The organism is Kaistia defluvii, from assembly GCF_040548815.1.
GTDB classification, from domain to species: Bacteria; Pseudomonadota; Alphaproteobacteria; order Rhizobiales; family Kaistiaceae; genus Kaistia; species Kaistia defluvii_A.
Genome location: NZ_JBEPSM010000001.1, coordinates 2,413,624 through 2,434,899 on the forward strand (window position 1 = coordinate 2,413,624; position 21,276 = coordinate 2,434,899).

Genomic DNA, 21,276 nt, shown 5'->3' on the forward strand with positions numbered 1-21,276 from the left:
CCGCGGGAGGGGGATAGCCCTGGCCCTATCTTCCGACAGATTGTCTTCTCGAACCTCGAAACATAGCAAGCAAGGCACTTCTCGATTGACCGCGGTCGATAAATAATGAAAGCGTTTTCAGAGACACTGTCCCTGGCTCAGAGAATGCTCCCCAATGCTGCTCAACGGAATCCGCATCGTCAGCTTCTGCCATTTCCTGCAGGGCCCGGCGGGCGCGCAATATCTGGCCGACATGGGCGCCGACGTGATCAAGGTCGAGCCAATCGACGGCGCGCATGAACGGCGCTGGTCGGGAGCCGATGTCTTTGTCGAGGGCATTAGCGGGTTCTATCTCTGCGCCAATCGCAACAAGCGCTCGATCGGCATCGATCTGAAGAGCGAGGCGGGCCGCGAGGTCGCGCGCCGCCTGATCGCTGGCGCCGACGTGGTGATGGAGAATTTTCGTCCCGGCGTGTTCAGCAAGCTCGGCTTCAGCGAGGCGGAACTGCGGGCGATCAATCCCAAGCTGATCTTTGCCTCGGCCTCCGGCTTCGGCTCGACGGGGCCGATGGCGCAGAAGCCGGGCCAGGACATATTGGTGCAGGCCCGGTCGGGGCTGATCAGCGTCACCGGAACGCCCAATGGCGGGCCCACACCGGTCGGCGCCGCCATCGTCGACCAGCATGGCGGCGCGCTGCTGGCGATCGGCATCCTGGGTGCGCTCGTCCGCCGCCTGCGCGAGGGCGTCGGCACCCGCGTCGAGGCGAGCCTGCTGAATGCCGGCCTCGACCTGCAGGGCGAGGCGCTGGTCAATTTCTTTGCCGGCGGCATGACCCGCGACATTCTCCAGCGGGAATCAAACCTCGCCACCTGGTTCCACGCCGCGCCCTATGGCGTCTACCCGACCACGGACGGCCATGTCGTGATCTCGCTCTGCGACGCCGGCGTGCTGGCCGAGGCGCTGGATTGCGATGCCCTGCGCCAGATCGCCGGCGTCGACCGCTATCGCGAACGCGACGAATATGCCCGGCGGCTTTGCGCCGCGACGGCGCCTTTCTCGCGCGACGAACTGGGCGAGCGGCTCGATTCCCATGCCATCTGGTGGGCGCCGATCCACTTCTACGACGATCTTCTCAGCGATCCGCAGATCCAGCATGCCGAAGTCTTCCGCGAAGTGACGGTGCGCGGCCGGACGGTCCATCTGGTCAACCACCCTAATCGCTATGATGGCGCCGTGCCGGAACTGCGCGTGCTGGCGCTGGAGATCGGCGAGCACACGCACGAGATCATGGGGGAACTGGGCTATGACGAGGCTGAGATAGACCGCCTCGTCGCTGCCCGCGCCGTGGCGGCGTCTAGGCAACCGCAGGCTCTCGCCGAAGCGGTCTAGGAAGGACCGCTGCGCGACGACTTGCCGCCTGGCGCGGAGAGCGTAAGTCCAGAGACGAGCGTCAACCTCAGGCGACGGCGGCGCGGGAGCGGCGCTTGCGCAGAACCGGCGCCGCGACGGGACCGGTCGAGCCGCGAACGACCAAAGCCGCTTCCAGTTGCGTGCTCATCGGGATCGGGTCACCTTCGATGAGGCTGATCAGGTGGTCGGCCGCCAGCGTGCCGATCTCGGCCGCGGGAACGCGCACTGTCGTCAGCGGCGGATCGGTCTCGCCGGCGATCTCGACATCGTCGAAGCCGGTAATCGAAATATCCTCGGGAACGCGAATGCCCTCGCGACGTGCCTCGGCCAGGGCGCCGACCGCCATGGCGTCGGTGGTGCAGAGGAAGGCGGTAACGCCGGGATGGGCGGCGCGAAGCTGGCGGAAAGCCTCGCGACCCGCGACAATGGTGGGCTGCGCGGCTTCGAAGATCCGGTCCGGCGGCAGGCGAATGCCCTCCTCCGCAATCGCCTCGAGGATGCCGTCGAGGCGCGCCTGCGACCGGTCGTTCGGCATGCCGGTATTGGCGATGACAGCGAATTCGCGGTGGCCGAGCTCCAGCAGATAGCGCGTCATGCCATAGGTGGCTCGCCGGTTCTGGATGCCGATCGCCGGAATGCCCTGGCGCGACGTGCACACATAGGTGGTTACCAGCGGCCGCCGGTGATGGCGGATCAGCGGCAGGGCGTCGGGGGCGAAGGAATCGCCGACGAGAACCAGCCCGTCGACGCCATATTCCAGCATGGAGCGGATCTGCCGGAATTCGCGCGCCGGATCATATTGCGAATGGGCGAGGATCAGCGTGTAGCCGCGCGCGCCCAGCCCGACTTCCAGCGCCTCGACGCCATCAGCGAATATAGCGTTGCCCAGCGTCGGCACCACGGCGCCGACCGTATGGCTGCGGCCTGAGCTCAACGCCTTGGCCATGCGATCCGGCGAATAGGCCAGCATCTCGACGGCGCGCAACACCCGCTCGCGAATCGCCGGCCGTACGATGTCCGGCTGGTTGATCGCGCGGGAGGCGGTGGCGAGCGATACCTTCGCCAGGCTGGCCACGTCCTCGAGCTTGGCGCGCACCGCCCCGGGGGCCGGCGGTTCCGCCTGCTTCTTGGAGGGTGACGCAGCTTTCTTGTCGGGTCTATCCATGCCGGAACTCTGAAGCAGAAGCCCGGACGTCGCAAGCGACGCGCCGAGTTCGGCGGAACGGGGTGGGTGCGCCGCCTCGCCCGGGATCCGGCACGGTCCCCTCTCGGGAGGGAACCGGCCCTATCGAACCCCGTGTGGAGCCGGGCGTTGCGGCCCGACGCCGGAAGATCCGGGGACGGGCCGCAACCTCGTTCAGGCGGTCGCGGCGGAGCGGGTGAGCCGGCTCTGCAGGATCACCACCACGAACAGGAAGGCGCCGCGCAGGACCGACTGCCAATAGGCGCTGAGGCTGATCCAGCCCATGCCGTTCTCGAAGTTGAGCACGGTGAACAGGATGCCGAGCAACAGCGTTCCGACCAGGGTCGCGCCGACGGAGCCCTTGCCGCCGGTGAGCAGCGTGCCGCCCACCACCACCGAGGCGATCGCGAACAATTCCCAGCCCACGCCTTCGATCGGCTGGCCGGCGCCGAACTGGGCCGCAAGGATGACGCCCGCCATGCCCGCCAGGAAGCCGGACATGACGTAGACCAGGAAGATCGTGCGGTCGGTAGGCAGGCCCATCAGGCGCGAGGCTTCCTCGCCGCCGCCAACCGCCAGCACATGGCGGCCGAAGGCGGTGCGGTTCAGGATCAGCGAACCCAGCAGATAGGCGAAGACCGCGATCCAAGCCGGGATCGGAAAGCCCAGGAAGATGCGGATGACCGCGCCGAGGAAGCCGGCATCCTCGCCATTGACCCATTCGGGCGCATAGAGGGCGAAGTCACCCTGGCCGAGCGCCATGAAATTGGTGTCGTAGGAGGCGGGAACCGATTGCTGGTTGGAAATCAGCAGGGCGACGCCGGAGGCGGCGAGCATCGTCGCCAGCGTGGCGATGAACGGCAAGATCTTCATCTTGGAGATGATGAAGCCGTTGATGATGCCGGCGGCAAGACCCGCCGCCAGTCCGCCGAGCAGACCGGGGATCAGGCCATAGGGGCTGAGATAGGCCGCGACCACGCTCGAAAGGGCCGCGACGGACCCGACCGACAGGTCGATGCCGCCCGTCATGATGACGAAGCACATGCCGAGCCCGACCAGCGCGAACATCGAGTTGTAACGCAGCACCGTGAGGATGTTGTACTCGCTGATGAAGCCATCATAGCGCCAGGCGCCGAAGCCGATGATCAGCAGGAGTGCGAGAAGGGCGCCGAAGCCGGCGGAGGCGTGAAGACGAGGCATTACGCGCGATCCTGCCTTTGGAGCCAGACGGCGAGCACGATCAGTCCGGCCTTGACCACGAGGGCCGCCGCGTCGGGAACGCCATTGGCGAGTAGGGTGTAGCGAACAAGCTGGATGATCAGCGCGCCAAGCAGCGTGCCGATGATGGTCGCCCGGCCGCCGCTGAGCAGGGTGCCGCCGACCGCGACCGCCGCGATCACGTCGAGCTCGATGCCCATGCCGATGAGGTTGGCGTCGGCGGCCGAGTTCATCGCGATGACGATCAGGCCGGCGATGCCGCTGCAGACGCCCGAGATGACATAGACCCTGCGCTTGACGCGACGCACCGGAATGCCGGCGAGGCGGGCTGCCTGCTCATTGCCGCCGACCGCAAGCACCTGCCGGCCGAACACCGTACGTTGCAGCGCCCATGCTGCGGCCAGCACCAGCGCCAGCATGATCCAGACCTGGAACGGCACGCCAAAGACGCGGCCGATCGCGATCTGCTGGAATTCCGGCACCTTGAAGACTTGCAGGTCGCCATTGGTCCATACCTGGGCGATGCCGCGACCGGCGATGTAGAGGATCAGCGTCGCGATGATCGGCTGTACGCGGAAACTCGACACCAGCCAGCCGTTGAACAGGCCAAAGAAGCCGGCGATCGTGATCGACAGAACGATGGCGAGCGCAATGCCGACATAGAGATTGGGCACCGGGAACAGCATGCCCTGGAAGACCTGCGGCGCGAAGGCGCCAGCGATCGCCATGATCGAGCCGACCGAGAGGTCGATGCCACCGGTGGCGATGACCATGGTCATGCCGACGCCGACAATGACGATCACGCAGACCTGGGTGAGATTCACCGACAGCGTCTGCATGGTGGCGAAGTGGGGCGTGAAGATGAAGTTGAAGATGAGCAGCGCGACCAGTGCGGCGAGCGTGCCGACATGGCGTCGCGACAGCATGGACGCGATGCCGCCCCGCGGGCGCGAGCTGACACCCGGCACCGGCGAAGGCGCATTCTGAATCGTGGAACTCATGCGACTTCTCCATGCGCGTGGGCCATGGCCCCCATCACGGCGGGCTCGGTAATGGCCTCGCCGTCAAATTCTGCGGTCATCTTGCCGTCCCGCAGCACGAAGACGCGATCCGAGCCTTCCACGATTTCTTCGATTTCCGACGAGATCATCAGCACGCCAAGTCCATCATCCGCGAGCTTGCGGATCAGCCGCTGGATCTCGGCCTTGGCGCCGACATCGATGCCGCGCGTCGGTTCGTCCAGGATCAGCAATTTCGGGTTCATGCAGAGCCAGCGCGCCAGCAGGACCTTCTGCTGGTTGCCGCCGGAGAGTTCGCGGATCTTCTGCTCGGGGCTCGAGCACTTGATGCCGATCTCCTTGATGAAGCGCAGCACGATCTCGCGCTGCCGCGTCTCGTCGACGATGCCGGCGCGCGACAGAGCGGGCAGGAGCGCCAGCGTCAGGTTCTCGCGAACCGACATGCCGGGGATGATGCCCTCATGCTTGCGATCCTCGGAGCAGAAGCCGATGCCGGCCTTGATGGCGTCGGCGGGCGCGGTGAATTCGGTCTCCTTGCCCTGCAGGCGGATGCTGCCCTTCTCGTGCGGATCGGCGCCAAAGATGGCGCGTGCCGTCTCGGTGCGGCCGGCGCCGAGCAAACCGGCCAGGCCGACGATCTCGCCACGACGGACGGATAGGCTCGCGTCGCTCACGCGGCGGCCGACGGCCAGATCCTGCACGGCAAGCAGTTCCTCGCCTATTGCGCGCGTTCCCTCGGTGAAGGCGGTCGCGCCGGCGCGGCGAACCTCGGCTAGGTCGCGACCGAGCATCGTGGCGACAAGCTGCAGCTTGCTCATGTCGGCCATGGTCGAGACGGCGACGGTGCGCCCATCGCGCATGACGGTGACGCGGTCGCAGACGGCATAGAGCTCATCGAGCTTGTGGCTGACGAAGACGACCGCGACGCGCTTGGCCTTGAGCCGGCGAATGGTTTCGAACAGGACGCCGACCTCGGTCTCGTCGAGCGAGGAAGTCGGTTCGTCCATGATGACCAGGCGCGCATCGAACGAAACGGCGCGGGCGATGGCGACCATCTGCTGGATCGCGGTGGAGAATTCGCCCAGCGGCCGGCGGACGTCGACATCGATGTCGAACTCGGCCAGCAGCTTCCGGGCGCCCGCCTGCATCGCGCGAAGGTCGAGCAGGCCCAGCCGCGTCTTGATCTCGCGTCCGAGATAGATGTTCTCGGTCACGGAGCGGAAGGGAATGAGATTGATTTCCTGGAAGATCGTCGAGATGCCGCCGCGCTGCGCCATTTCAGGCGACGTCGCGGCCCAGGGCGCGCCGTTGACCGTGATGGTGCCCGCGTCCTTGCGGCTGAAGCCGTTCAGGACCTTGATCATCGTGGACTTGCCGGCACCATTCTGGCCGATCAGGGCCATGACCTCGCCTTCGCGCACTTCCAGCGAAGCGTCGATCAGGGCAGGAATGTTGCCGAAGGACTTGTTGATGCCTTGCATCGACAGAAAAGGTTCTGCGGTAGCCATGGGCGACTCTGTCTCGAAGCTGACGACAGCCGAAACCGATCCGGCTACGGCTGTCGCGAGGAATGATCGAAGCTGAAGCAGAGCGGGCGCCCGAGGGCGCCCGCTGGCAAGGCTTAGTAAGCCTCGGGCAGGTAGGCCGCGATGTTTTCCTTGGTGAAAACGCGGTCCTTGTTGACCAGGCGCGGCGCGACGGCCTCGCCCTTGCCATACTTGACCACGGCGTCGAAGGCAGCCGGACCGAAGTTCGGGTTGCACTCAACCACCACGACCACCTTGCCGTCCTGAAGCGCCTGGGCGGCATCCTTGGTGCCGTCGATCGAAGCGATGATCAGGTCCTTGCCCGGAACCTTGCCGGCAGCTTCCATCGCAGCGATGGCGCCCATCGTCATCTCGTCATTGTGCGAATAGAGCGCCGTTGCCTCGGGATGCGCCTGATAGAGCGTCTCGAACACCTGGCGGCCCTTATCGCGGGCGAAATCGCCGGACTGGGATGCGATGACCTGCATGCCCGGATGGTCCTTGATGTAATCGGCGAAGCCCTTGGCGCGGTCATTGGCCGGCGAGGAGCCGACGGTGCCGACCAGCTCGATGATCTTGGCCTTGCCGTCCACGGCCTTGACCAGCGCCTCGGCGGCCAGACGGCCCTCCTCGACGAAGTCGGAGCCGATGAAGGCAACGTAGTCTTCGCCGCCCTTGGCGAGGCTCGGATCCACGCCACGGTCGATCAGGAAGAGCGGGATACCGGCCTTCTTGGCTTCCATGACAGCGGGGATCAGCGGGCGCTCTTCGCGCGGGGCGAGCAGGATGACGTCGACCTTCTGGGCGATCATGGAGCGAACGTCAGCAACCTGCTTGGCGGCCGAGCCGGCGGCGTCGGTATAGACCAGCTGCCAGCCGCGCTTCTTGGCTTCGTCCTGCATGCTCTTGGTCTGCTGCAGGCGCCAGGGATTGTTGCTCTCGGTCTGGGCGAAGCCGATCTTGTAGGTGTCCTTTTCCTTCAGCTTCGGCATGTTGGCATAGGCCGGGCGCAGGCCAAAGGCACCCAGAGCGGCGCCACCGGCGGCGATCTGCAGCAACGAACGACGATTGATCATATTAACTTCCTCCCTCGGACCATGTTGAGCGGGGTCCGAAATCCGCGCTTGTCAATCCGGGGCTTTCTGCCAAAAGCCCCCTCCCCTAGTCAGGCCACGCCAGCGGCGTAGGCCTCACGTCCGCCGAGTATCATGTCTGCCCCTTTTTCGGCGATCATGATCGTCGCGGCGTTCGTATTCGCACTCACCATCTTCGGCATGATCGACGCATCGATCACGCGAAGCCCACCCAGCCCCCGCACCCGCAGCGCCGCATCCACGGCCGCCATCGGATCGGCGCCCATCTTGCAGGTGCCGACCGGATGATACTGCGTATGGGCGGATCGACGGACGTACTCGTCGATCTGAGCATCCGTCTTTACATCGGGTCCGGGTGAAACTTCAATTCCACGATACGGATCAAACGCCTTTTGCGCCAACACGTCACGACAGATTTTCACGCCTTCCCGGAGAACACGCACATCTTCTTCAGCTGCCAAATAATTTGGATCGATTTCAGGATGCCGGGTGGGGTCGTTCGACCGGATCAGGACGGTGCCCACGCTCTCCGGTCGCTGCACATTGATCAGCGGCTGATAGCCATGCGACTTGTGCAAAGTGCGGCCATGCTCGCCATACATGATCATGATGAAGTGGTACTGGATATCCGGCGCAACCAGATCGGGCCGTGACTTCACGAAGCCGACCGCCTGGATGCCCGGATGCGCGATCGGGCCGTCCCGCGTCAGCGCGTAGCGCACCAGGGACTTGGCGATGTTGACCGGCTTCAACTCCTTCAGCAGCGAGATGGGCTGGGTGCATTCCTGCTGGATTTCGGTGGCCACGTGGTCGGACAGATTCTGCCCCACGCCTGGCAGGTCATGCACGGCGCGGATGCCGACCGAACGCAGATGGTCGCCGTCGCCGACACCGGAAAGCTGCAGAAGCTGCGGCGAGTTGATGGCGCCGCCGGCGAGGATCACCTCGGCATCGGCGCGGATGACCTCCGTCCGGCCCTTGCGCACATATTCGACGCCGACGGCGCGTCCGCCCTCGATCAGGACCCGCGAGGCCAGCGCATGGGTGATGACGCGCAGGTTCGGCCGCGTCAGCGCCGGCCGCAGATAGCAATAGGCCGTGCTGGCGCGTCGCCCCTTGGTGATGGTGCTGTCGAGCGGGCCGAAGCCTTCCTGGCTCGAGGCGTTCACGTCGGGATTGCGCGGATAGCCGGCCTGGACGCCCGCCTCCAACCAGGCGCGTGCCAGCGGATGAAACTCCTGCACCCGGGAGGTATGAAGCGGCCCGCCGCTGCCATGAAACTCGTCCTCGCCCAGTTCCCAGTTTTCGGCGCGTTTGAAATAGGGCAGCACGTCCGAATAGGACCAGCCGCGATTGCCCATCTGCGCCCAGCCGTCATAGTCGGACGCGTGGCCGCGGATATAAACCATGCCATTGACCGAACTGCTTCCGCCCAGCACCTTGCCGCGCGGCCATTGGAACGTGCGGCCATTGCAGTGCTTCTGCGGCACAGTCTGGTAACCCCAGTCGACGGCGCCCGACAGCATCAGCTGCCGGTAGCCGGCCGGCATATGGATGAACGGACTGCGATCGGGCCCGCCGGCCTCGAGCAGAACGACATTGATGGCGGGGTCTGCGCTCAAACGGTTGGCCAGGACACAGCCCGCCGAACCGGCGCCGACGATCACATAGTCGGTCATTGTCTCTTCCCTCACGCCTCCGCGACCGCCGCTGCAAACCAGGGGTGCCGCGTCTTGGAACTGGTGAACGAGGCTAGGCGGCCTCGGTCTCGGCCACTTCGTTCTTGACCCACTTCAGGAGATGCTCGCCGACCGCGACCAGCACGCCCTTCTGGTTGTGCACCTCGACCTGGGAGCGCGTCCGCCGGCGCTCCTCGTCGACTTCCTTGATGGTGTAGGTGACATTGACCGTGTCGCCGAAGAACACCGGGGCCAGGAAGCGCACGCGGTCATAGCCGAGCGACACCGGGGTGGAGTCGATCCCCTGCGACAGGCTGCGCTCGATCATCAGCGTCGAGGCAGTCGACATGAAGCCGATCGTCAGCGCGCCATGGGCGATGCGCTGCCCATAGATCGACTTCTTCATGAACTCGTCATTGACGTGGTTGCCGGAGAAATCGCCGGTGATGCCGGCATAGAGATAGACATCGGCCTCGCCGACGGTCTTGGAGAAACGGACGGCGTCGCCGATCTCTGCATGCATGGACTTCATGGTGATGGCCTATCCTTTGGGATCATTGCGCCGCGACGAGCGACGGGGCGGTTTCGTGAGCCTGTTCGCCGCCCACCACGCCGCCTTGGAAAAGTGCCTTGACGCCCGCCTCGTCATAGCCGAGCTCGGCCAGGATCTCGGCAGTCTGGGCGCCCAGCTTCTGGGGCGGCAGCCGGACACCAGGCGCTTCCCCGTCATAGCGGACCGGATGGGTCACCAGGGTGATCGGCGAGCCGGTCGCCCCCGGGACGGTGACGAAATTGCCGTTGTGGACCACCTGCGGGTCCTCGGCGAGATGGGTGTAGTCGTTGACTTGGGAGTGCCAGATCCCGCGTTCGGCCAGGATGACGCTCCATTCCGCCGTGCTGCGCTTCTTCAGCGCCCTGGCGATGCCGGCCGCCGCTTCCTGCCGCCGCTCATAGGCCTGGCTGTTGGGGATGCGCTCCGCCTCGGGAATCTCGATCGCCTCGGAAATCGCCTCGAGGGTCCCGAGCGAAATCGCGATGAAGCTGTCTTGGGTGGAATAGATCCCGTAGGGGGCGCCGTAGTACCAGCCCGAGAGACGGCCGGTCTGGCGCACATCGTCGTCGCGCGCCCCATTGAGGAAGCAGACCAGCGATTCCATCTGTAGATCGAGCGCGGCGCTGAGCAGGCTGACATCGACGCGGCCGCCCTCCCCGGAACGCTCGCGCCGCAGCAGGGCCGCCAGAATGCCGGCGGCGAACAGCGCCGCGCCATGGTGATCCACCACCGAAACGCCGACGGCGCGCGGTCCATCGTCCTGCGTTCCCGTGATCGCGGCGAGACCCGACATTGCCTGGACGATCAGATCCTGGCCGGGGCGCTTGGCATAAGGGCCATCCGGTCCAAAGCCGGACGCGGCCGCATAGATGATGCCCGGATTGACCTTGCGGATATCCTCGAAGCCGAGGCCGAGCTTGGCCATGACGCCGGGGCGGTAGTTCTCCGCCACGACATCGGCGCTCTCGACGAGCTTCTTGGCCACCGCCAGCCCTTCCGGGCTCTTCAGGTCCAGCGCCAGGCTGCGCTTGTTCCGGTTGCCGGTCAGCTGGAGCATGGTCTGGCCGTCCAGGAAGCGGTTGGCGCCGCCCCATTTGCGCTGGAACGCGCCCTCCACGGGCTCGATCGCAATGACGTCAGCCCCGAGATCCGCCAGGAACTGGATTCCGACCGGCCCCATCAGGAAATGGTTGAAACTAACGATCCGGATACCTTCGAGATGGCGCACGGCCCCTCCAATGAAACGAGTTCTGAAAGCGATTTCATTTGGGCTTATCGCATGTTTCAGGGCTTGGCAATGGGGCCGTGCGAGCGCCCTGTTCGGTGTGAACCGGACGATACTCGCCAAATTCTCCACGTATTGCCTTATATTTTTGGCGATCGGCAAGGCTGACCGCGAACTGATGCCGCCCAAAGACACCCATTGCACGGCGCTTCAAAAGGCTATAGCATTCAAAAATGTAAGCGCTTTCATTCCCACTTTCAGGAGAATGAAACAGGAGCGACTTTCTTGCCATGCGCGGCGGCGCTGCCGGCATCGCGGCGATCCATCCCCTTGAAGCGGCTCGCTGTTCCGGCCGCACGGGGATTACCGACTAGCCCGGACTGTCCCTTGTGCGGACCGGCAATGCAGTGCCCGGAGGATACCAAGCGTGACGGATTTCTATCTGAATGTGGGTGACTCGGTGACGCTGGAGCGCGAAGTCAGCGAAGCTGTCGTCAACGCCTTCGCGGAGGTCAGCGGCGACCATTCGCCCAACCATGTCGACGAAGCCGCCATGTCGGCCTCGGCCTATGAAGGCCGCATCGCCCACGGCGCGCTGATCATCGCCTTCATGTCGACCTGTTCCACGATGATCGTCGAGCGGGTGCCGGATGTCCGCGCCACCGAGACCCCGGTTTCGCTCGGCTACGACCGGATCCGCTTCCTGAAGCCCGTTTTTATCGGCGACACCGTGCGGCTGCGCTATGCCGTCCGCGAAATCGACACCGAGCGCCGCCGTGCCCGTTCCGAAATCTCCGTCACCAACCAGAACGACGAGACCGTCTGCATCGGCGAACACATCCTGAAATGGGTGAGCTGACCAGCTGCCCGGGCGCCAATGCCGTACCGGGCAAATCAGAGAAAATATGGGAGGACAGCCATGTATGATTTCATCGTCGTGGGAGGCGGATCCGCTGGCTCCGCGCTCGCAACCCGACTGTCGGAAGATCCCGACGCCAAGGTGCTGCTGCTGGAGGCGGGCCCGCGCGACTGGAACCCGTACATCCATATGCCGGTCGGCTTCTACAAGACGACAAAGGGACCGCTGACCTGGCGCTACGAACTGGCGCCGCAGCAGCACCAGGGCGGCATCACCCCGCTCTATCCGCAGGCCCGCGTTCTGGGCGGCGGCTCATCGATCAACGCCCAGGTCTATATTCGCGGCAATGCCGAGGACTATGACAACTGGGAAGAGATGGGCTGCCCCGGCTGGGCCTATCGCGACGTGCTGCCCTATTTCCGGCGCGCCGAGAGCAACGAGAAATATTCAGCACCCTTTCACGGCATTGACGGCCCGCTCAGCGTCGTCGACCAGCGCCATCCGCACAAGCTCAGCAAGGCGTTTGTCCAGGCCTGCCAGGAATACGGCATGCCCTATAATGCCGACTTCAACGGCGCGACCCAGCCCGGCACCGGTCTCTACCAGACCACCAACCGCGACGGCCGCCGCTGCAGCGCCGCCGTGGCCTATCTGCGCTCGGCCAGCAACCGTCCCAACCTGACGGTCCGCACAGGCGTGCTGGCGAAGCGCGTTGTCATCGAGAACAACCGCGCCGTCGGTGTCGAGCTGATCAAGGGCAACGGCACGGTGATCGAGCGCGCCTCGCGCGAGGTGATCGTTTCGGCCGGCGCGATCGGCTCGCCCAAGCTGCTGATGCTCTCGGGCGTCGGCCCCTCGGCGCATCTGAAGAGCCACGGCATCCGCACGCTGGTCGATCTGCCCGGCGTCGGCGAGAACCTGCACGACCATCTCGACGTGTTCATGATGTACAACGTCAAGAACGTCGACAGCTACGACGTCTACAAGAAGGCGACCCGGAAGATCATGCCGGCGATCCAGTATGCGCTGTTCCGCAATGGTCCGATCGCCGGGACGATCGTCGAGGGCGGCGCCTTCTGCAAGAGCGATCCGAGCCTGGACGCGCCGGATCTGCAGTACCATTTCCTGCCCGGCACCGGCGTCGAGGAAGTCAACGACACCGACGCCACCATCACCGGCAACGGCTGCACGCTGAACGGCTACTTCATGCATCCGCGCGCACGTGGCGCCGTGACGCTGCGCAGCAGCGATCCGCGTGTCGCGCCCTCGATCGACCCGAATTTCCTCGGCGATCCCTACGACGTCGAGCGCACGATCGATTGCGTCAAGGTCGGCCAGGAGATCATGGCGCAGCCCGCCATGTCCCGCTTCGCCACCGACGAATTCATGCCGGGTCCGAAGTGCCGCAGCCGGGCCGAATACGAGGCCTATATCCGTGAGCGTGCGCGGTCCGGCTATCACCCGGTCGGCACCTGCAAGATGGGCCAGGACGAGATGGCCGTGGTCGACACCGAGTTGCGGGTGCGCGGCGTGGACGGCCTTCGGGTCGCGGACGCTTCGATCATGCCGCGCCTGGTCTCGGGCAACACCAACGCCCCCAGCATCATGATCGGCGAGCGCGCCTCGGACTTCATTCGCGGCAATCGCGTCGGTCTCGGCAACGCCGCATCGCTCCAGCGGGCTGGCTGAACCAGAATCCGCTTCCAACACTGTATGAACCGCCTGCATCGAAGGAATGACGCCATGAACCACATTTTCACGACACGCGATTACGCCCACCATCTGGCCGGTGAAGGCACCGGCGTGGGCCCGATGATCGAGCGCGTTTCGCCGGGCTCCGGCCGTCTGGTCGCCCGCTTTCGACAGGGCACGGCCGAGGACGCCGCCGCGGCGATCGCCCAGGCCCGCGACGCCTTCGACAACGGCCCGTGGCCGAACAAGACCGGCATGGAGCGGGCCGCCGTGCTGCGCCGCTGGGCCGATCTGATCGAGGAGAATGTCGAGCGCCTCGCCCGCATCGAGGTCGACGAGGCCGGCAAGCCGATCCGCCAGGCGCGCGGCGATCTCGGCAATGTCGTCTCGCTGACCCACTTCGCCGCCGGCCTCGCCATGCAGGTCCACGGCGAGACCTACTCCAATCTCGGCCCGCAAAAGGCCGGCTGGATCCACCGCGAGCCGGTGGGCGTCGTCGGCATGATCATCCCGTGGAATTTCCCGGCGCTGATCTTCGCCCAGAAGGTGCCGTTCGCGCTGGCCGCCGGCTGCACCGTCGTGGTCAAGCCTTCCGAATTCACCTCCGGCACCGCGCTGGAACTGGCGCGCCTCGGCACGCTGGCCGGCATTCCCGAAGGCGTGCTGTCGGTCGTGACCGGTTATGGCGACCCGGTCGGCGAAGCCCTGGTGAAGAGCCCGGACGTCGATTTCGTCTCTTTCACCGGCTCGACCGCGATCGGCCGCCGCATCCTCGCCAATTCGGCCGAGACGCTGAAGCGCGTCTCGCTCGAACTCGGCGGCAAATCGGCCAACATCGTCTTCGCCGACGCCGATCTCGAGGACGCCATCGACGGCTCGCTCTACGGCATCTTCTATAACCAGGGCGAATGCTGCTGCTCGGCCACGCGGCTTCTGGTCGACGAGACGATCGCCGACGATTTCGTCGCCCGTCTCGTGGCCCGCGCCAAGTCGCTCAAGCTCGGAGACATCCATGCCGATGATTCCGATGTCGGCGCGATGATCAGCGACAAGCATTTCGACAAGGTTTGCTCCTATCTGAGCAAGGGCAAGGCCGAGGGCGCCAGCGTGCTTCTGGGCGGCGAAGCCGCCAATCAGGACGCCGGCCTGTTCGTCCAGCCGACGATCTTCGACCATGTCACGCCTGACATGACGATCTTCCGCGAGGAGATCTTCGGGCCGGTGCTGTCGATCATCCGCTTCAAGGATCAGGACGAGGCCGTGCGCCTGGCCAATGACACGATCTATGGTCTGGCGAGTTCGCTCTGGACCAAGAATTTCGACACCGCGCACCAGATCACGCCGAAGCTGCGCAGCGGCTCGGTCTGGATCAACACGACCATCGACGGTTCGCCGCAGATGCCGTTTGGCGGGTACAAGGCGTCCGGCTTCGGCCGCGAAATGGGCCAGGCCGGCCTCGACGAGTTCACCAACATCAAGACGGTGTTCGCCCATCTCGGCAAGCGCGAGCCCTACTACACCGCCAAAAGCTGAAGGCGGAGCGCGACGCTCTCCTTCCGATCAAGTCTGGCCTAAGAAGGACGGGCGCTGCGATCTCTCGCAGCGCCCGTTTTCATTGGCCCTCTAAGGGCCAAGCCCGGCGGAACAGGCTCGCACGCGTCACGCGCGATCCCGAAATTCGGTTCAGAGATCACCAAGCCGGGCGCGGAAGAAGCCGCCCTTGGCATGGCGATCGAGCAGGATGTTGTGCTCGAAGGCCGGATCCCGCTCGGGGAAGTCCTCGCGATAATGGCTGCCGCGGCTTTCGGGACGGGCCAGCGCCGCCAGCGCCATCAGTTCGCCGACCGCGATCAGGTTTTCGAGTTCCAGCGCCTGCACGGTCTCGGCCGGCGTATCGATCCGCGCCTCGGTCTCCAGGCTCTCCCGGATCTCGGCACATTCGGCCCCGAAGGCCTCGAGGCCCGCCTCGTCACGCAGGATCAGCAGATAACGGTTGGCAGCGTTCTGCAGCCTGGCCCGCAGCTCGGGCAGTTCGCGCTTCGAGGCGCCGTTCGCGCCCTTGAGCAGGGCGGCATGCCCATCGAGCGGATCGGCCAGCGGACGATGATCGATCTCGCGCGCCCGCGCCGCCGCAGCCCTTCCGGCCCGGCCGCCGAACACCTGGCAGGTCACCGACATGTTACCCCCCAGCCGGTCGGCGCCATGCGGCCCCGCCGCCACTTCGCCGGCCGCGAACAGGCCCTTGATGTTGGACTGGGCGTCCTCGTCAATCCGCAAGCCGCCATTGATCGCATGCGCCGAACAGGTGATCTCCACCTTGTCCTTGCGCAGGTCCGTGCCGCGCTCCTTGTACCAGTTATAGGTCAGCGGCCACATCTTGGCGACGCTGCGGCTTTGATCGCCCAGGATGGCGTCGAGATCGTCATGGATGAAATCGAGCCGCAATCCGCCCTTGTCGGTGCCGCGCCCTTCGTTGATCGCCTTCTGGATCGAGATCTCGATGAAGCGGGAGATGTCGCTGGAGCTGAACGGGAAGTGCCGCTGCTTCTCATGGATCACCGCGTCGAGGGTCAGCCCCTCGGGCAGGTAGTCGGTGATGAACGGCTTGCCGTCGCGATCGGTCAGGTTGGGGCGCGCATCCCAGAGATAGTTGCCGAACAGATTGACGAACGGATCGATGATCGAGACGCCGGCCTGCATGAACTCCATATTGACCAGATGCGCGCCGGCGCGATGCGCCATGGCATAGCCGTCGCCGGTGATATCGGACGGATAAAGGTTGGTGCGGAAGAGCTGGCTGGCGCCGCCGGTGGTCAGGATCGTCGCCTTGGCGCGGATGACGACCAGTTTCCCCTCGGCATCCACGGCGACCGCGCCCAGGCACTCGCCGTCGCGCACGATCAGGTCCTTGATCATCAGCCGGTCGAGCGCCGAGAGGCCGCGTCGCGTCGCCTCGCTGCCCAGCGCCTTCACGATCGGCTTGAAGTGATCCTTGATCACATGCGAGCGCGGCTTCGACGAGAAGCAGGCCTTGAACGTCAGGTAAGGTTCGCCCGCCTCGGGGCCTACGCGCTCGAAGGGAACGCCGTAGCCTTCCAGATAGCGCAGCGCCTCTTCCGCCTCCTCGGCGAGGATCGCCGACAGGCGCGGATCCGACATGCCTTGCCCGGCGGTCAGGATGTCGTCCAGGAACACCTCGGGACTGTCTTCCGCGTCGCCGGCGCCGTCCGGCACATTGAACGCGCCGACCTCGGCCACGGAGTGGAAGGTCGCGCCGCTGCGCCGGAATTCGCCCTTGATGGCGACGGTGACCTCGGCGCCGCCCTCCTGTGCCTCGAGCGCTGCCCGCAACGCGGCGCCGCCGCTGCCGATGACGAGCACGTCCGTCGTGATTTCCCTGAGTTCGCTTGGCATCCCGATCCTTTCGCGGCCAGCCGATTTCCATCGCCAGCCGGCTTCTCCCAGCAAGACCAGCGCCTCACTTCGCAATGAAAGCGCTTTCATTGGCAAGGGTATCGGACTACGCGACCTGAGGCAATCTAGGAATAGCGGGCGATATGCAGCCGAAAGAGCGCTTTCATGCCAACCCAACGTCGGCATGTTCTGCGCCTTGGCGACGCTGGGTCCCGAGACGCTCCGGCCGCGGCCGAGTCCAAGGGCTCGGCCGCCAGCATGCCTAAAGATGGTTTCGCTACGCGCCCTTCTTGCGACGCTTCTTGGCGGTCTCGGGCAGCGGCAGGGTCGCCGCCTTGGACTTCACGCGCTTCGGCGGCGAAACCTTCGCGACCTCGGCCTCGTCATCCTCGCCGGATCCGTCATCCGGCGATTCATCGAGCCGATGCTGCAGCGCCAGAGCGTAGATGACGTCAAGCACGGCCCGATCCTTAAGCGTCGGTTCGCTCAGGGCGTGAAACGCGGCGCGAACGATTTTCCCGGTCTTCGCCTTCGGATATTGGCTGCGGACCCGGTCGAACAGCTGGCTGCTGGTCAAACCCTCCGCCGCGCCTTTCACCAGGACCTCTTCGAGGTCGCTCTTCGATACCGGCATCTCTCGCACTCCGAGGCGGTTGGACATGCACTATCGTAGCCGCCCAACCTGACGTCCTTTGTGACAAGGCGTCAATGCCGCGGATGTTTCGAAGCCGTCAGTGAAAGGCTCGCACTTCCACCGGCACGCGGCAGGCGATGGCGGCCTTCCGGCCCCATTCCAGCGCTTCCTCGGGAGTGCCGACTTCCAGGATCCAGAAACCGCCGACATGCTCCTTCGCCTCGATATAGGGCCCGTCGGTGACGTGGACCTCGCCATTGGGCTGCGGCCGCAGCGAGCGCGCGCTGGCGGCTGATTGCAGCCCGCCCGCGAACAGCCGGACGCCGGCCGCCTTCATTTCGACGTTGAGAGCCTGAATGTCCCGGATGGCGGCTTCCGACTCCATGGCGGGGTCGAAATCGTCGGGGTGGTGAATGGCGACCAGATATTGTGTCATCGGCGGTTCCTGTCACGGTCCTCGGCCGGGCGTCCTGCCCTGCCCTCGCCAGAACGACGGACCACCCACACCGGATTCGACACGGCGCCCGGGAGATATTGCGCCGGCGTGACGCGTCGGCGCAAAAAGAGAGGCCGCGCCCTGCGACGCGACCTCCGATATCCGGCGGCCTACTTGCCGGGCAGATACTTGCCGATATTGATCAGCTGGACGCGGCGATTGATCGGGTTCTTCGGATTCTTCACGTCTTCCAACGCCTCCTCGCCGAGACCGACCGCCTCGACGCGGGCGGGGTCGACGCTGAAGGTCGTCGTCAGCGCTTCCACCACGGCGTCGGCGCGGGCCTGGCTCAATGCCAGATTGTCCTTGCGGTTGCCGGTCGTGTCGGTGTTGCCGGTGACGACGAACTTGTATCCGCCCAGAATGGGGTGATGCAGCGCATCCGCGATCGAGCCGATGGTCGAATAGGATTCCGGCCGGATGATCGCCGAATTCAGTGCGAACTGGATCTGCACGTCGATCTGCGCGAGGTTATCCAGCAGTTCCAGGGGCTTCCAGGTGATCGGCATGCCCGGATTGTCGATCATGTGCTGCTGCACGGCCTGGCGGATGAGCGCGGCCGAGAGACCGGGAGGGGCGGCCCGCGCCGCGCTCCCCATGGTCTGGACGATCTGGTCGCCGCTCAGAGCCGTCTGCGCGCCGGCGGAGGAGAGCCCGCCGGCAAGCATGCCGGCGACAGCGAGCGAAAGAAGCGATGTATTGCGGATCGATCTCGACATGACGCTCAATTCCAGCCAGCGTTGGTGATGGCGGTGGTGCAGCGCTTGCTGACAACCTTCTTGGCGGCGTTCAGGCAGTTGAGATAGTGCGCGTTGCCGGGCGCCGTGCCCTGGCAGAACTGCGTCGCGTCACCCCGGCACGCCTTGGTCACCGCAGCCTGCGCCGCAAGGCGCTCGTTCAGCGACGCCACCACGATCTTGTAGTCGGCGATGCATTGCGGATTGATCTGGGCCGCCCGCTCCTGCAGGCAGTCCTTGAGCGCCCCGCCGCCGAGATTGACCTTGGGACAGTATTTTTCGATGTCCTTGCCGCAGCTCTTGGCGAGCAAGGCGCCGGCTTCCGAATAGCTGATCGTCTGCGCCGAGACGGATGCCGCCAGGCCCATCAGGAGCCCCGCTGCCAGCCCCGCCCCGAGCAGCCTTCGACTTGAAATACGCATTGTTTCATTCCCCCGCTAACCGTCGTTACGGCCCCGGGGTAAACGCCCGACGCGACCGCCGACATTTCCAATTCGCCCATCTGGATCTTCGGCGAATGCCCCGCCCGCAGGGGCCGCGTGGATCTGCCCTCCCACACATGCCATCCTGCAACAACCTCGGCGGACCGAAAGACCCCAACCGTCGTCAGGAAAAGGCCGCGCTTCCGAAGTCGGAAGACGTGCAATTCCTCAACGACATGCACGTCATTTACGCACAGATTCGCCAAAGGCCGAGATAAATTTGCATAACAGCGCCAAAGCGGGCGCGAGCGCTGGCGGCGCGAAGCCCCAGCGCGATGCGTGCCGCCAGACGGAGTGGAGGAAAGCCGCGCTACAGCACGCGCGAGAGGAATTCGCGAGTGCGGGCCGATTGCGGGTTGGCGATGACCTCGCGCGGTTCGCCGCGCTCGACGATGACGCCCTCGTCCATGAAGATCAGGTCGTCGCCGACTTCGCGGGCGAAGCCGATCTCGTGCGTCACCACCACCATGGTCATGCCGCTCTCGGCCAGGTCGCGCATCACCTGCAGCACCTCGCCGACCAGTTCCGGGTCGAGAGCCGAGGTCGGCTCATCGAACAGCAGCACCTTGGGGTTCATGGCGAGCGCGCGGGCGATCGCGACGCGCTGCTGCTGGCCGCCGGAGAGTTCCCGCGGATAGCGACCGGCCTTGTCGGAAAGGCCGACGCGCGCCAGCAGCACCTCGGCGCTCGCCTTGGCCTCGGCGACGGGCATTCCGCGCACGCGGGTCGGCGCCTCGATCAGGTTCTCCATCACGGTCATGTGCGAGAACAGGTTGAACGACTGGAACACCATGCCGATATCGGCGCGGCGCTTGCAGAGCAGGCTGTCCTTCACCTCGTAGAGCTTGCCGTCGCGAAGATCGTAGCCGACGAACTCGCCATCGACGAGCAGCACGCCGCCGGTCAATTGCTCGAGGTGGTTGATGCAGCGCAGGAAGGTGCTCTTGCCCGAGCCGGACGGCCCGATGATGCAGGCGACCGAACCCTTGGGAACGGTCAGGTCGATGCCCTTCAGGACATCCAGCGAGCCATAGGACTTGCGGACGGAGCGCGCGAAGACCATCGCATCCGCCGGCACGCCGAAGCGGGCGCGGCTTTCCCCCTGAGACGTCATGGCTGGACACTCCCCTTGCGAGAACCAAGCATCGATTGCAGCAGCCGGATCAGCGGGTTCTCCTGGCGGCGGTCGCTGCGGCCGTAATAGCGCTCGAGGAAGTGCTGCCCGATCGACATCACCGTCACCACGAACAGGTACCAGAACGCCACGACGATCAGCAGCGGTATAGTCTCGAAGGTGCGGGCATAGATGCTCTGCGCGGTATAGAACAGGTCGTCGACGGCGATGAAGGTGACGAGCGACGTCATCTTCAGCAGGCTGATCGCCTCGTTGCCGGTCGGCGGCACGATGAAGCGCATCGCCTGCGGCAGGATGATCCGGCGCAGGATCTGCCGGTAGGACATGCCGAGGCCGCTCGCCGCCTCGAACTGGCCATGCGGCACCGACTTGATGCCGGCGCGGATGATCTCGGCCAGATAGCCCGCCTCGCAGAGCGACAGCGCGACGACGGCCGAGACGAAGGGCGTCATGAAGTCGTTGGTATTGACCGAAAAGACCGTCCCGATGCCCGGGATCGACAGCGACGCCGTGCGGAACAGCAGCGACAGGTTGAACCAGAAGATCAGCTGGATCAGCGCGGGAACGCCGCGGAAGAACCAGACGTAAGCGCTGGCGAAGGTCTGCAGCACCGCGCTCGGCGAGACGCGCATGATGGCGATGATCGTGCCGATCACGATGGCCGCCGCCATGATCACGACCGTCAGCAGCAGCGTCTTGCCGAGACCGCGCATGATCGAGGGATGGAACAGGTAGTTGGCAGCCGTTCCCCAATCGAAGGCGGGATTGGTCGCGAACGCCTTGCCGATGAAGAAGGCGAACAGCATCGCGATCGCGATGCCGATCCAGATGCCATAGCGCCGGCGCGGCACCACGACCAGTTCTTCAACGGGTAGATCCAATGGAAGCCCGGTAGTGTTTTTCGGCTCGACCAGGCTCATCCGCACGGTTCCTCGAAGCT

Annotated in this window: 19 protein-coding genes; 4 read left to right on the plus strand and 15 right to left on the minus strand. The window is 65.2% G+C overall.

What is annotated here, in order from left to right; all coding sequences use genetic code 11:
* Window positions 1–154: 154 nt before the first annotated feature.
* On the plus strand, window positions 155–1,369 hold the full coding sequence (locus ABIE08_RS11320; protein ID WP_354551018.1) for a CaiB/BaiF CoA transferase family protein: 1,215 nt from the start codon (window positions 155–157) through the stop codon (window positions 1,367–1,369).
* Window positions 1,370–1,436: 67 nt separating this feature from the next.
* Here ABIE08_RS11320 and ABIE08_RS11325 read toward each other — a convergent pair whose 3' ends face one another.
* From ABIE08_RS11325 to ABIE08_RS11360, 8 genes are all read right to left on the minus strand, one after another.
* Window positions 1,437–2,555, minus strand: a complete 1,119-nt coding sequence (locus ABIE08_RS11325; protein ID WP_354551019.1) for a LacI family DNA-binding transcriptional regulator — start codon at window positions 2,553–2,555, stop codon at window positions 1,437–1,439.
* A gap of 192 nt (window positions 2,556–2,747) precedes the next feature.
* The gene (locus tag ABIE08_RS11330) at window positions 2,748–3,773 is read right to left on the minus strand and encodes an ABC transporter permease (RefSeq protein WP_354551020.1); all 1,026 of its coding nucleotides are present in this window, start codon (window positions 3,771–3,773) and stop codon (window positions 2,748–2,750) included.
* Window positions 3,773–4,717, minus strand: coding sequence for an ABC transporter permease (locus ABIE08_RS11335; protein ID WP_354551669.1), 945 nt, complete (start codon window positions 4,715–4,717; stop codon window positions 3,773–3,775). Before ABIE08_RS11335 ends, ABIE08_RS11330 begins: the two co-directional genes overlap by 1 nt.
* A 71-nt stretch (window positions 4,718–4,788) precedes the next feature.
* Entirely contained in the window at window positions 4,789–6,318 is a 1,530-nt protein-coding gene (locus tag ABIE08_RS11340) for a sugar ABC transporter ATP-binding protein (RefSeq protein WP_354551022.1), read from the minus strand.
* 113 nt (window positions 6,319–6,431) lie between these two features.
* The gene (locus tag ABIE08_RS11345) at window positions 6,432–7,412 is read right to left on the minus strand and encodes an ABC transporter substrate-binding protein (protein ID WP_354551023.1); all 981 of its coding nucleotides are present in this window, start codon (window positions 7,410–7,412) and stop codon (window positions 6,432–6,434) included.
* 89 nt (window positions 7,413–7,501) lie between these two features.
* On the minus strand, window positions 7,502–9,109 hold the full coding sequence (locus tag ABIE08_RS11350) for a choline dehydrogenase (protein WP_354551024.1): 1,608 nt from the start codon (window positions 9,107–9,109) through the stop codon (window positions 7,502–7,504).
* A gap of 73 nt (window positions 9,110–9,182) precedes the next feature.
* Window positions 9,183–9,641: a MaoC family dehydratase gene (locus ABIE08_RS11355; RefSeq protein ID WP_354551026.1), complete on the minus strand. Its 459-nt coding sequence runs from the start codon at window positions 9,639–9,641 to the stop codon at window positions 9,183–9,185.
* A gap of 22 nt (window positions 9,642–9,663) precedes the next feature.
* Window positions 9,664–10,890 (minus strand): CaiB/BaiF CoA transferase family protein, encoded by a 1,227-nt coding sequence (locus ABIE08_RS11360; protein WP_354551027.1) that lies wholly within the window; start codon window positions 10,888–10,890, stop codon window positions 9,664–9,666.
* Window positions 10,891–11,314: 424 nt separating this feature from the next.
* Between ABIE08_RS11360 and ABIE08_RS11365 the strand changes: the two genes are divergently transcribed.
* Genes ABIE08_RS11365 through ABIE08_RS11375 form a run of 3 tightly spaced genes read left to right on the plus strand, consistent with a single transcriptional unit; the run spans window position 11,315 to window position 14,971 of the window.
* Window positions 11,315–11,746 (plus strand): MaoC family dehydratase, encoded by a 432-nt coding sequence (locus tag ABIE08_RS11365; RefSeq protein WP_354551028.1) that lies wholly within the window; start codon window positions 11,315–11,317, stop codon window positions 11,744–11,746.
* 60 nt (window positions 11,747–11,806) lie between these two features.
* A complete protein-coding gene (locus ABIE08_RS11370) occupies window positions 11,807–13,435 on the plus strand; it encodes a GMC family oxidoreductase (protein ID WP_354551029.1) in 1,629 nt (542 codons plus the stop codon).
* Between the two features lie 54 nt (window positions 13,436–13,489).
* Window positions 13,490–14,971 (plus strand): aldehyde dehydrogenase family protein, encoded by a 1,482-nt coding sequence (locus tag ABIE08_RS11375; RefSeq protein ID WP_354551031.1) that lies wholly within the window; start codon window positions 13,490–13,492, stop codon window positions 14,969–14,971.
* A 150-nt stretch (window positions 14,972–15,121) separates the two neighbouring features.
* Here the strand turns inward: ABIE08_RS11375 and ABIE08_RS11380 are convergent, their stop codons facing one another.
* The 7 genes from ABIE08_RS11380 to ABIE08_RS11410 all read right to left on the minus strand — a co-directional run bounded on the left by ABIE08_RS11380 (window position 15,122) and on the right by ABIE08_RS11410 (window position 21,256).
* Entirely contained in the window at window positions 15,122–16,852 is a 1,731-nt protein-coding gene (locus ABIE08_RS11380) for an FAD-binding protein (RefSeq protein ID WP_354551032.1), read from the minus strand.
* A gap of 277 nt (window positions 16,853–17,129) precedes the next feature.
* Window positions 17,130–17,486, minus strand: a complete 357-nt coding sequence (locus ABIE08_RS11385) for a hypothetical protein (RefSeq protein WP_354551033.1) — start codon at window positions 17,484–17,486, stop codon at window positions 17,130–17,132.
* 97 nt (window positions 17,487–17,583) lie between these two features.
* A complete protein-coding gene (locus ABIE08_RS11390; RefSeq protein WP_354551035.1) occupies window positions 17,584–17,922 on the minus strand; it encodes a YciI family protein in 339 nt (112 codons plus the stop codon).
* A 170-nt stretch (window positions 17,923–18,092) separates the two neighbouring features.
* On the minus strand, window positions 18,093–18,701 hold the full coding sequence (locus ABIE08_RS11395; protein WP_354551036.1) for an OmpA family protein: 609 nt from the start codon (window positions 18,699–18,701) through the stop codon (window positions 18,093–18,095).
* Window positions 18,702–18,706: 5 nt separating this feature from the next.
* Window positions 18,707–19,141: a cysteine rich repeat-containing protein gene (locus ABIE08_RS11400; protein ID WP_354551037.1), complete on the minus strand. Its 435-nt coding sequence runs from the start codon at window positions 19,139–19,141 to the stop codon at window positions 18,707–18,709.
* A gap of 370 nt (window positions 19,142–19,511) precedes the next feature.
* A complete protein-coding gene (locus tag ABIE08_RS11405) occupies window positions 19,512–20,315 on the minus strand; it encodes an amino acid ABC transporter ATP-binding protein (protein ID WP_436409523.1) in 804 nt (267 codons plus the stop codon).
* Complete coding sequence (locus ABIE08_RS11410) at window positions 20,312–21,256, minus strand: amino acid ABC transporter permease (protein ID WP_354551038.1); 945 nt, start codon at window positions 21,254–21,256, stop codon at window positions 20,312–20,314. Before ABIE08_RS11410 ends, ABIE08_RS11405 begins: the two co-directional genes overlap by 4 nt.
* Window positions 21,257–21,276 lie beyond the last annotated feature (20 nt).